Annotated in this window: 10 protein-coding genes; 4 read left to right on the top strand and 6 right to left on the bottom strand. The window is 69.2% G+C overall.

The features are described from left to right. Window positions 1-1469, top strand: a 1469-nt coding sequence (locus tag PV721_RS35395; RefSeq protein WP_319731686.1) for a DUF3376 domain-containing protein, incomplete at its 5' end; no start/stop codon positions are given. Window positions 1470-1775: 306 nt separating this feature from the next. Here PV721_RS35395 and PV721_RS35390 read toward each other — a convergent pair. Both PV721_RS35390 and PV721_RS35385 read right to left on the bottom strand, forming a co-directional pair. Beyond that, a complete protein-coding gene (locus PV721_RS35390) occupies window positions 1776-2345 on the bottom strand; it encodes a hypothetical protein (RefSeq protein ID WP_319731683.1) in 570 nt (189 codons plus the stop codon). Window positions 2346-2387: 42 nt separating this feature from the next. Beyond that, a complete protein-coding gene (locus tag PV721_RS35385; protein WP_319731681.1) occupies window positions 2388-2744 on the bottom strand; it encodes a hypothetical protein in 357 nt (118 codons plus the stop codon). A gap of 125 nt (window positions 2745-2869) precedes the next feature. Here PV721_RS35385 and PV721_RS44135 point away from each other — a divergent pair, with 125 nt between their 5' ends. Next, window positions 2870-3073: an RICIN domain-containing protein gene (locus PV721_RS44135; protein ID WP_416371250.1), complete on the top strand. Its 204-nt coding sequence runs from the start codon at window positions 2870-2872 to the stop codon at window positions 3071-3073. A gap of 41 nt (window positions 3074-3114) precedes the next feature. Here the strand turns inward: PV721_RS44135 and PV721_RS35380 are convergent, their stop codons facing one another. Next, window positions 3115-4221 (bottom strand): tyrosine-type recombinase/integrase, encoded by a 1107-nt coding sequence (locus tag PV721_RS35380; RefSeq protein WP_319731679.1) that lies wholly within the window; start codon window positions 4219-4221, stop codon window positions 3115-3117. Between the two features lie 258 nt (window positions 4222-4479). Here PV721_RS35380 and PV721_RS35375 point away from each other — a divergent pair, with 258 nt between their 5' ends. Further along, entirely contained in the window at window positions 4480-5325 is an 846-nt protein-coding gene (locus PV721_RS35375) for a hypothetical protein (protein WP_319731677.1), read from the top strand. Beyond that, on the top strand, window positions 5322-5675 hold the full coding sequence (locus PV721_RS35370) for a hypothetical protein (RefSeq protein WP_319731675.1): 354 nt from the start codon (window positions 5322-5324) through the stop codon (window positions 5673-5675). Before PV721_RS35375 ends, PV721_RS35370 begins: the two co-directional genes overlap by 4 nt. A 517-nt stretch (window positions 5676-6192) precedes the next feature. On the opposite strand, the gene PV721_RS35365 is transcribed toward PV721_RS35370, so the two are convergent. The 3 genes from PV721_RS35365 to PV721_RS35355 form a co-directional block, all read right to left on the bottom strand. Then, window positions 6193-6342 (bottom strand): hypothetical protein, encoded by a 150-nt coding sequence (locus PV721_RS35365; protein WP_319731673.1) that lies wholly within the window; start codon window positions 6340-6342, stop codon window positions 6193-6195. Between the two features lie 690 nt (window positions 6343-7032). Next, a complete protein-coding gene (locus PV721_RS35360) occupies window positions 7033-8865 on the bottom strand; it encodes a helix-turn-helix domain-containing protein (RefSeq protein WP_319731671.1) in 1833 nt (610 codons plus the stop codon). A gap of 1639 nt (window positions 8866-10504) precedes the next feature. Continuing rightward, the coding region (locus tag PV721_RS35355; protein WP_319731669.1) for a DNA/RNA helicase domain-containing protein at window positions 10505-11533 on the bottom strand (1029 nt) is incomplete at its 5' end.

The following is an 11533-nucleotide window of genomic DNA, read 5'->3' as shown; positions in this document are numbered from 1 at the left end:
GGGGGGGGGTGCTGGCCGACGAGGCGGTCAAGAACCGCCGGTGCGACGACGTCGGCATGGGGACGACTGCTTGGAGCGCGTTGAACTACCCCCAGGAGGTCGACTTCCGCTCCGGAATCGAGGACGTGAAATTCCGCCTGGAGATCAGCGGCCCGAGATCGCGGGACGAACTGCTCTGCCGGCTCCTGGAGTATGGACACGATGAGCAGCACCGCATGCAGCTGGCGGCACAGGCACTGTACGCCGAGTACCGAAGGAGCCGGCTCCTGGCCGTGCGGAAGCGGCTCGCTGTCACCAATGTGCGGGTGACCGCACTCAAGGCCGCGGACGAGCCTCCGGAAGAAATCCTGAGGGAGGTCCTCGCGCAGGAAGACCTGATGTGGCTTCCGCCCACCACGGTGCGGAGCCTCATCGCGCCCCACCTGGGAGAGTGGCGTTGGGGGATCACCCCGGCGGAACGTCTGCTGCAGAACCTTCTTGCCCTCCTTCATCAGCTGCTCCGTAAGGCCAGGGAGGCCCAGGACAGCACGAGGGCGCGACGGATTTCCGATGCGATCCCGTTCGTCAACGACAGTCTCGTCAAGATCCTGGCCATCAACGAGGTTGTCCGCGAGAGGACGCACTGGGACGAGTGTCCTCCCGGTCTCTGCGAGGAGGCGATCAAGCTCGATAAGGTCTTCACCGACCTCTCAGTCCCCTCGCAGGTCGGCCGCCTGGTGGGTGCCGCCGCGCGCTGCTTCCTCTCCGCAGCCCGCGGTAGCGACAAGCTGAGGCACTGGGAGACCCCGGAGCATGTCGTTGCCGCCATGCTGCTGGTGGAGGTCCTCACGCAGAGCTTCGCCCCACCCGCGCGTGCCATGGAAAAGCTCACCCCCGAGTTCCGGTTCCTGCGGCTCGGCCCGGATCACATGGGGCCGCTGTTCAATGAGGACTGGTCTGTGGACCTGGGCCCCAGGAAGCTGTATGGACTGCGCTGTTACCACTTCGCCGCGTTCTTGAGCGAGGACTGGCGTCGTCACGACTTCGCGTGGGGGCGTCTCGACGCCGCCCATCACCTGCTGTCTCTCCTGTCAGGGCAACCGGACGGCGGGGAGACGGAACGCAGCCTCCACGCGGCGATCCTCGAGGCGGAGGATTTGCCCGGGGAGAGCGACGACCCCATCGAGCGCATGAGAAGTCGTCTGAAGCAACTCAGAAACATGACGGACGACGATGTTCTGGCACACGACCTGACTGCGAAGTCACGGCGGAATATGCTGCTCCCGCTGGGACGTTGGCGGTGGCTTGCCCGGCCCTTGGCCTGGGGATATCAGTGGCATCTGAAGCGGCGGAGCCGCCGGCGGACGAGGCGGGCCCGTCCGCGGACGGAATGGTTCGCGACCGTCGTCGTACTGGCCGTGTACAGCATCCTGCCGCTCGCGATCATTGGTTTGGTGTTCGGGGTCCGCTGGCTGATCGAGATTCTGTGAGGTGCACCCGGTGTGCGCACCGGGAGGAGAAGGACCAATCGAAAGCCGATCGTGGCTGACGACCTCACCACCCGCCGAACGGGACCGCCGGGGCGGAACGGAACGGCTCCTCCGCCTCGCAGCGCCCCGCCGCCAGGATTGCGAGGTCGAGCGCGCCCGGGAGGTCGCCCTCACGTTCACCCTGACGGGCAGCACCGCACGAATCAACTACTGTAACTGCTCACTCATCGCAGCCCCCCGTCTGCTCGTTTCGATACGTGGTGCTGTTGCCGGCCGTCCCCCTGGGCCGGGGCCCCGGCGGCGGGGTCATTCGCCGCGCAGAAACTCCTCGGCCTGGAGCCGCAGAGCCGTGGGAGCGGCGGACCAGGCCGGGGTCCGCATCAGCTCGCGCAGCTTGACCTCCTTGACCTCCCGCGGAGCGTCCTCACGCAGTCCGACATGAGGCCACACCCGGTCAAGGTCGTCGTACGGCAGGTCCCAGTGGGAGCCGAACGCGGACTCGGCATCGCCGGACGGTTCCAGGGACGGGACCAGGACCTCGTCGGCGGTGGCGGCGGGGGTGATCTCGACGGTGGTGAGGCCGAGCCGGTCGATGGCCGCGCGGAACAGGGCCCGGTGGTCTTCGACGGTGGCGGCGGAGGGCCGTTCTCCCGGGTAGAACAAGGTGAACACCCAGCCGGACTCGCCGATCCGGGCCACGTCCAGGACGAGGCGGGTGCCGTTGTCGTCGGTGAAGGAGCGGTGCGCGACGCTCTCCGTCGCTCCGGGCCCCTCGGTACGAGGCGTCGCGTCGAGCCGGAACGTTCCGAGCAACCAATGCTGCTGGTCGGATGTCAGCTCCCCGTGGGAGAGCGCGCGGAGCGCGGGCCACAGCATGAGGAAGGGTCCCTTCTGGGGGGTCGACGGCAACGTGAGGTTTCATGATCGCTGCTGCATCCGGGCCGGGGCAGCCCAATTTGCTGTGAGATGGATCGGATTGCTCCAGGCCCGCCCTCCGGCGGCGTCTTCGACGGTGACCCGGCAGAACCCCTGCCCGAACATGGCCACGGGCAGGGAGCACTCCGTGAGCGCCTCGCCCTCGACGACCTGGAGGCCCGGAGCACCACCGGTAATCAGCATTTTGCTCACGGGCGAAGAGCGCACCGTGATCAGGCCGTCGTCGAGCCTGATGTCGTGCAGCTCGGGGCCAGTGCTGGAGTAGTAGTGACCGGCCTTCAGGGCCGACAGGAGTGCTTCCGGGTCGAGGGACTCGGCGCGCACCTGGACCCAGGCCACGCAGCCAGGCGGATCCTGGGGCTGGAAGTGCGCGTCGTCGGCGGCGTATGCGTTCAGCCGGTGTCCACGGTTGAGGAGGACGTCGGTCAGGTGCCAGCTGTCTCCCCGGTGCTCGCGCTCCGCGAGTGCAAGCCTGGCGGTTCGTCACTGTGACAGACGGTCGTGAGGTGAATGTGGACCGACCTCAGGTGGGCCAGTTCGTTCAGGTGCGGAGTGTGGTCAGCGGTAAGTGCATGGACGTTGCCCACGCGAGTGGTGACCACGGCACTGCGGTGATCCAGGCGAACTGCTGGGACGGCCAGAATGAGCGTTGGGCCGTCACGCGCTGACAAGGGCGCTTGGATGAGGGGGAGATCGGGCATGGGTGACATCAGCCCCCGTCAGCTGCCAGGGCGCCGGCCACATCGGCGCCGAGGCCGTAGCCGGGGCTGTCGTCCAGCAGTTCCTTCCTCGCGTTGTACCGCTGGGTGGTGCGCGAGTCCTTGTGGTCGGCCCAGCGCTGCACCTTGTCCGGGCGGGCGTTCGGCTTGGCCAGGGCGTGGGTGATGCCGTCGCCCTTGGCGCCGTGCGGGCCACGTTCGGGCAGACCAGCGCGTCGGGCCAGCGCGCCGCACAGGCGCCAGACGGCCGGTTCATCGAGCTGGGCGCCGGAAGCCGTGCAGAACAGCCAGCCCGTGGTGCGTCCGTCGAGGTAGTCCTGGAGCGCGTTCCAGGCCACCGGCGGAATGGGCTTCTTCCTCCGGCCGCCGCCCTTCATCTTCTCCAGATGCAGCACCCGGTGACCCTGGTCCTCGCCCAGGTCCTCGACGCGGGCGTTGAGGAGGGAGTCGATGCGCAGGGCCAGGGTGTAGAGCATCAGCAGCAGGGCGTAGGCGCGCTTGCGGTACGCGGCGATGCGGTGGTGGTCCCGGGCGGTGGCCACGAGCTTTGCCCACTCGGCTTCGGTGTAGCCGGGCGTGGGTGAGTAGTCCGGGTCCATTGTCGGCCGCTGGACGGCGTCGAAGGGATTTTTGACGCCCGCGTCGCTGACCTTGTCCCAGTAGGAGAAGAAGGAGGAGGCCGCGGAGAGGGCGTTGGCCCGCGAGGCGTCCGAGTAGAGCGGGCCGGTGCGGGTCATCTCGTTGCGTGCACCGCCCTTGACCCGCACCCAGGTCGGCGTCTGCTCCAGCCACAGCCGGAACGCATCGGCCAGGGCGAACTTCACGGCCATGGGGTGAGTGCCGTGCTCGCGGGCGAACTCCTCGAAGACCCGGAACCCGCGGGCGTACGCGCGCCGGGTGTTGTCCGAGCGCTGGTTCGCGATCCAGGCCCCGGCGAGCGGCGGCAGGACGTCACCCTCGCCGTACATGTCCACGAGGTGGGCGTAGAGCTTTCGGGCGTGCTCCGGCCACAGGCTGCGCGGATCGCGTACGCCGGTCGACAGCTCTCCGGCCGGCGGGACGAGAACGAGCGCGGACGCCACCTTCGGACCCGGCATGTCGGGTGATTCACCTGATTGCGGGTCATTCTGATCCGGTGTCAGCATTCCCACAGGATAACTGTAATTATCCTGTGCGTTCACGGCGGCGCACCAAACGTCACTCCCAGTCTGACGTGCATGGTCTATCAGGCCGTGACTGACGAAAATGTGATGTCAGTTCTGTTGGACACTCAAGATCAGTCAATCTTCATCTGACATATATCAATTGTCAGTTGTGCGAGACAGTGGGCGGATGTCAGTCCTAGGGTGGCGGGCATGACCGAGATGGGCCCGCAGGCCGACACGACTCCCGAACCGCCGCACCCTTACACCCTGGCCGCCCTCGCGCGGCTCATGCTCTCCGACGCGCACCGCGACACCGCCGAGACCGCGCTCAGCCGCGTCGGAACCCAGTACGACTCCTCCGCCACGGTCGCGCCGGGCGACTTCGTGCGCGAGGCCACCGACCTGCTCCGGCTCGCCGAGCACGCTCAGCGCCGCGCTGTCATCTACGAGCGCGAGCGCGGCACCAGCTGGGAGGCCATCGGCGACGCCCTGGGCATCACCAAGCAGTCCGCCCACGCCAAGTTCGCCGAGTACGTGAACGAGTGGGGCGAGCCCTTCGACAAGCCCGAGCGGCGGCACCCGGACGGCACCGCCGATGACAGGCGCATCCCCTACGGCGCCCGCTACGCACCGGGCGCTGCCGTCCCCGCGAACGGCAGCGCAGAGAAGACCGCCGCCGAGCTGGACCGATGGCTGCGCCGGCACGACGGCTGGGCCGACCAGGAACACCCGGTCAGCGGCAACCTGCCCCGGTACTCGACCACCGAGATGTCACTGCTCGTCTCTCACGCCACCCACCGCATGCGGATCGACCAGCTGGTGCCCGACCCCTACGCGGAGGCCGACCTCTGGGACTACCACGCCGAGCTCATGGAGCGCATGATCCGCGAGAGTGAACGCGGAGGCCTGCCCCTCCACCCCAACCTCGACTACCCCCAGGAAGCCGCCCGCTCCCGGGCCCGCGCCGCAGCGCTGCGCGAGGCCGCCGGCCACGCCAACCTCCGCGACGCCCAACCCGCCGAAGTCGGCGGTACAAACCAGGCGAGCGCCCGATGACCGAAGCCGCCGAGCCGAAACGGCCGATGTCCCAGAAGAAGGCCCGCGAGTTCATCGCCGACGCACACCTCGTGCTCCGAGACCGCGAGACGCGCCACTACGAGGTCGTCACCGAAAGCGGCACCGTCCTCGGCCACGTTGAGCCCGCCTACAAGGCCGGACGCCGCTCCGGCTGGAACGGCTGGGCCGCAAACTCCATTCGATCGGCCGCCCTACCCGTACACGCCACCCGGGACCAGGCCGGAGCCGAAGTCCTGCGCAGGTGGATCGCGCTGGCCACGGCCAAACCCCAGACCGCTCTGACCGCCCGTACGCGCGAGCCGATCAGGTGGCTGGCCAAGGCCGCCTGATCCGGCGCCGGACGGTGCCACCTCCCCCTACGCTGGGGGTGCACCGTCCGGCCAGACGCGTACTGCCGGTCGCCGCTCGGCCCGCGCCCACGCCGCGGGCCGCCCCAACTCGGGGAGCGGCCAAGGTCTCCCGGGGCCCGCGAAGATCACTGGCGTAGTACGCCGTTCTTTCCTTCCGTGGCCCCTGACGTGCGGCCGGAGGGCGTGGGCCTGTCCGGCTTGGAGACGTTCGCCTGGCGGATCTGGCCCCGGCCGCCGTGGCAGATCGCGCGCGCGAGCCGGTGGCGGGACTCCTGGACCCGCGCGCATCGCCTCCCACCGGGGGCCGTCCAGCAGCCGGGCGCGTGGGCGACGCGTAGGGGTTGCCGATACCGGCGTTGACCAGCACCTTGAAAGTGCCCCTGCGGTACTGGTCTGCCTCCCACACCGAGCCGGCCCCGATACCCAGGCGCTCGGCTAGTCCACTGGTGATGACGAAGAGGCTGCTCACGCTCATATCCCAGCGTTCGCAGAACCCCTACAACGCCGCTGCGACCGCCGGGTGACCGGCCTCCATCCCCGTCAGCGCCAGCTGGCCCATACCGCCACCTGCCACGGCCGAGGTGCCCATCGCGAACTCACGCAACTCCCCGACCGCGGACCGCAGACCGTCCTGGATGTTCTGCACTGCGACCGGATCCATATCCAGGTCTGCGTCGCCACCACTCATGATCCCTACCCCCCAAGGTTCCCGGAGACGCTACACGAGAAGACCGACAACTCTGATGCCGAGCGTCGACGTTCGGCCAGGTCAGCGGACCTGTGCGGCATCTCCCGGCCAGTGCCTGGAGGCTCCACCGAACACCTCACCGCGGCCGGGCGGTGGCACCCCGTGGACCGGCGTTAAGTTCTCCTCAGCGTGCTCGAAGCCCGCTGGGGCCTACCGCTCAACCGCACCGCGCGCCGTAAGCGGGTCTCCTGGGCCGCGCGCCGCTCGCGCGTCGTCATGGTCGAGCGCCCTCACCCGGCTCACCAAACTGACCGCGAACGAGACACACCGCCTGGGACCGCGCGATCGTCGCCATCAGCGTCAACCCGCAACTCGGCACCCATGTGCCCGTAACCCTGCTGCGCGCCTACGCGGACGACATCGACGGCGTACGGGTCATGTACTACGTGACGGCCCTGCGGACCATCACGATCGTGGCGTATGTCGAGGCTTGAACACCGGACAGCAGCGTCCCGGATCCGCTCGGGTCTGGGGCGCTGCTGCGTCTGCTGTGGTGCGGCCGTCGGGTGGTGTTGACGGCCGCACCCGGTCAGGCGGTCTGGCCCCTGCTGCGAGCGCTTGTATGCCTGGGACCGGTCGGTCTGGAGGTCATGCCGAGTATGCAGGGGTGGTGGCGAACCGGTGGGCCTGGTGGGGGAGTCGGGTGCTGGGGTTGAGGGCGAACGTGAGGGAGAGTGCCATGGCGGTCGAGTGGTCTTTGAGGGCGGCGGTGGCCTGGTTGAGGCGTCGCCGCTCGGTGGCGGGCACGGCTACGGCGATGCAGGAGGGCGGGCCGGGCAGTATCAGGGGGCTGGCTGCGCAGACCTCGTGCTCGGAGTACTCGTTGAGGTCGTACTGGAGCGGAGAGAGATCGAATGAGCGGAAGAGGTCGTCCGGGTTGGTGATCGTGTGGCCGGTCAGCTTCATGGGCTGGTAGCGGGAGAGGTGGTCGAGGCGGGCATCGCGGCCGAGTTGCGCGAGGTTGGCTTTGCCCAGGGCGCTGGCGTGAGCGGACTCGCGGAAGTCGACGTGCTCGACGACGGTAGGGATTCCGGGCTGGGCAGCTTCGTGGGAGACCTGGATGTCGCCGTCGATGTACGCGCCGATGTAGATCGCGCCCTGGGTCTGCTGGCTGAGCTCGTCGAGGAACTCCTGCACCACGTCGTGGCCTGCGGCGATGGCGTGGAGGACCGGGCCGACCGTGTGGCCGCCGTCTTTGCCGGAGGTGACGAAGTGGTGTTCGCGAAGCCAGGAGATGACCTCGGCGGTCTGGCGGGCCGGGAGACCGCTGGTGCGGGCGAGGGTGGACAGACCGACAGGCGTGTTCGCGCTCTTGAGGACTTCCAGGATCTCCAGGCGGCGCAGAACCGCATCGGTGTTTTGGCCGCTGCGGCTCGCGCGGGAGGCCCACGGGGCACCTGTGCCGTGGGGCCGGCTGACGGCTGCCGGGTAACTGGGCCTGGGTTGCTCGGAAGGGCCGTGCACGCTGGTGGTCTTGTGGGCGGGTAGTGCCGCGGCGGCCGCATCCGGGTACGGCTCGGCGTCCGGATACGGCCATGCGTCCGCTGAGGAGATGAGTGCGGAGGCGATCTGCATCCGTTGCCACAGGGACCGGACATCCTCGGGCTGCCCCCGCAGAGCTGTCGCCAGCGCGGCGACGAACGGCCAGTCGGCCAGGTTCTGCTCGGGCCGGTCGGTCACCAGGGCGCGGGCCACACGGCGTGGGGTGAGGAGCGGGTGCTGGAAGCAGATGTCGTCCGGGGCGGGGGAGGCGGCCGCGATCCACATGCCGCGCAGCGCAGCCTGCAGCGATGAGGCGGCCTGCAGGAAGTCGTCCGGGCCGGGCAAGGCTACGGGCGTGATACCCAGCGCCTTTTCCCACAGGGGCCGGAGGTCGGCCGGGTCGGCACTGCACAGTTCTGCGATCGCCTTGACCACTCTCCACTTCGGGTGCCGCTTGCCCAGCAAGATCAGAGAGAGCAGGGAGGCGGACACGCCGACCTCTCGAGCCAGCCACCGCTGGGTGTGTCCGGAAGCGCGGTGCAGGTGTGAGAGGGCCGTGGTGAGCTGGTACGCGGGGTCACCAGGTAAGGCAGGGCCGGTGGCCCCGCCGGCCCCTATCACTGCGTTGGGAGGAGAGGTCGGGCGCGGAGCACGCGGCCGCGGCGGCCGGGGTCCAGGTGCCGAGCCGCGCTCGGCACGCCAGCGCAGGACCTTGGCGACCTGATCGTCGCTGAACTTGGCCCGTGCGGTCGAGGCGGACACTGCCAGCACGTCGCCGATGTCCGCCCACGACGCCCCGTACTCGGCCGCCTGACGAACAGCGACCGCCTTGAGATCGGCCAAGTCCCGTTCCATCCGCAAGACCTCCGCGACCAGTTCCAAGGGGCGCGCCGGCTCCGGAAGCTGACTGTGCTGCAGGGCGGCGTTCGACCTGGCCAAGACCGACTTCGCGATCCTTACGACATCTTCGTCGTGTTTCTGGGAGTAGCAGAGCACCGCCTTCTGCCGTGCCCGGTAGGCGGCGGTACGACATTCCGTACCGCAGTGCTCTGGGGGCCGCCCTGTCGGCTTCGGACGGGCGAACTTGTTCTTGCAGTGCGCACAGATGATCTTTGGCGCAGCCTTCTGTGGCATACGTTTCCCTAACGGACAATCTCGGGGTGGCGAATTGTGAGTCGCGCCACCCCGGTTTCTTTGTGGCAGTCCCGTAAGGCGCTGGGCCCCTGAGGGAGGAAGAAACGGCACACTCGTCACAGCGGAGCCCTGACGAGTGCGCCAGCCTGCAGCCTCAGGCTGCGGTTCCCGGCACGCGGCGCCGAGTGGTCCAGAGCTGAACTCGCCGCGCTGACCAGGCTGAACGCCGTGCGTAAGCCAGCAGAACGGGCAGGGCCACGAGCAGGGAAGGAGCCTGCGCGGGGGCGAGAACCAGAATCACGCCCACGAAAGGCACTGCCAGGAACGGCATCAACTGCACGTTGACACATTTGTCGACAGCCCCGGAGGACTGGGCCACCCTGTGGGTGGGCATGCTACGGTCGAAACCGCTGCTCAGGGCCATGATGTGCTCGGCAGACCCTCGGATAACGGACATTGCGTTCCCTTGTTCGAGCCGGTGAGAGGAGAGCCCCTGTTCTTGGTTGACGGCCGGGCAGGGGCCTCCGAATTCGAGACACTAATCGGTCCGGAGACGGCCGACCGCTGGTCAACGCGAGAAACCGGCAGGTGCAGCAAGTCGAGCCGATAAAGCACCAAGCTGAACATACAAAATGCTCAGAACTGATCAAATCATCGATTCAGGCCCGCAAAGAACCCACTGACCTGCTGCGCTGGGAGCAACGGACCGCCCCTCGCCGCCGGGTCGATCCCCGCGACGTCCACCCGTCCTTCAGGGCTGGGCCCCCCGGGCGGGACCCTCCGGCAGTAGGCAAACTGAAGGTGCCCCAGCCAAGCCCCATGAAGCCGGCGGAACCCGACACCGTGCGTACGTGCCAGGAGACGGTCGCGACTGCAGCCCGAAAGCGGGCGTTCCAACCCGCGGATGTACCCGGACGCCTTGCCCGACGCCAGGACCTGCCCGCGCTCCTGCGCGTACCACTGGGCCCGGACCAGGCCGCTGTCCGCCTCGGCGTGCGCCGCACCGACTCGACCAGGTGGTGTGCCTCGGAAGGGTGCCCCCCGATCGGCTCGGTGGAGGTGGGCTACAAGTCCCACGGCGGCATCACCACCGTCCCGCTCTACTCGGCCGAAGAGATCGCACTGCTCCCGCTCGTCCGCCCCCTGGTGGACTGGCGGGCGGTGGTCACCCCTCAGGCGGGGCGCCGCTCGCCACTCGCCGCCCTCGACCGGGTCCTGGTCATGGGGGACCCGACGGCGTCAAGCGTTCGGGCACCAGTGAACCGGCTGACCCCGCCCGGCGCCGTGCCGCTGACGGTGCTCGGCGAGGTGCGGGTGATCGACGGGTTCCGGTCGGGGGGTCTGCGGGTGACACCGGCCTGGCCCGCCCGCCGGCGCGACACCCCCGGACAGGCCGGCGGCGGCTCTGGGACGAGCAGGGTGAGGTCGGCTTGGTTGTGGCCGGTCAGGTCTTGTGTCGGGCGCGGGCCCCGGCCGTGGTCACCGTGGTGTTGGCGGGGTGGTTGGGTTTGATGAGGGTGGTGAGGTGGTGGTGGGTTTCGGGGTCGGTGGCGTGGATGCGGGTGGTGTGGGTGCCGCGGGTGAGGAGGACGCGGTAGATGTTGAGGGCGAGGGGGAGGTAGGCGTCGGGGGTGAGGTCGCGCAGGCGGGCGTCGTGGCTTTCGCCGGGGTGGGCACTCCAGTGGTTGTCGCGCCAGGTGAGGTCGGGGCCGATGATGACGGCGGAGTGGTGGTACTCGAGGCCTTGGGCGGTGTAGACGCAGCCGACTTGTTGGTGGCCGCCGGTGTGGCTGGCCCAGAGCTGGCTGGGGGGTGCCAGCGGTTCTCCGTCGGCGGTGGTGAGCGCGGTGGAGGCGTTCCAGGCGGCTTGCCAGAGGCGGGGCTCGCCGGTGGGTGAGGTGCCGGGGATGCGGATGTCCAGGGGCAGGGTCCGGGCGGTTTGGCGGGTGGGTGTCCATTTCCAGCAGAACCCGGCGGTGATCCGCGCGCTGTGGCCGGCGGCGGTGGCCCGTTCGACGCCCTCCTGAAGCGCGAACGGGTCCTCGCACAGCCGGAGGTCGTAGCCGGCCTGCCCCGTCCAGGCGGCCGGGCGCCCGTACAGCAGGGCCTCGACCCAGTCGGTGTAGGCCTTCGAGCCCTGGCAGCGGAACGAGCCGGTGAGTTCCAGGTGGTGGTGGCGGCGTCCCGCCGCGTGCGCGAGGGCGGCGATCTCGGCGACGGCCACTCCCTCGCCGGGCCGGATGACCTGGCGCTCGTCGAGGAACACCACCACCAGCGGGATCTGTTCGAGGGCGGCGGCGAGTTCGGGCGCCATGCGTCCCCCGGTTCGCTCCATGCGCTGGGCCTCGTCGATGACGACGGCCCGCGCCCGGCTGGCGGTGCTGCGCAGGCTGGAGGCGGAGGGGAACAGCTCGCGGGCTCCGGGGTGGCCGGCGGTGGCGTCCAGGAGGTGGGCGCGCAGGGTGCCGGAGGG

This window comes from Streptomyces sp. MB09-01, assembly GCF_033794505.1.
GTDB lineage: Bacteria > Actinomycetota > Actinomycetes > Streptomycetales > Streptomycetaceae > Streptomyces.
This window is presented reverse-complemented; position numbering and strand designations above follow the sequence as displayed.

What these genes read in the sequence shown, in the direction of transcription:
- PV721_RS35390 (WP_319731683.1), bottom strand. Translation starts at nt 2,345, where the DNA reads ATGCTGTGGCCCGCGCTCCGCGCGCTCTCCCACGGGGAGCTGACATCC.
- PV721_RS35380 (WP_319731679.1), bottom strand. Translation starts at nt 4,221, where the DNA reads ATGCCGGGTCCGAAGGTGGCGTCCGCGCTCGTTCTCGTCCCGCCGGCC.
- PV721_RS35375 (WP_319731677.1), top strand. Translation starts at nt 4,480, where the DNA reads ATGACCGAGATGGGCCCGCAGGCCGACACGACTCCCGAACCGCCGCAC.
- PV721_RS35370 (WP_319731675.1), top strand. Translation starts at nt 5,322, where the DNA reads ATGACCGAAGCCGCCGAGCCGAAACGGCCGATGTCCCAGAAGAAGGCC.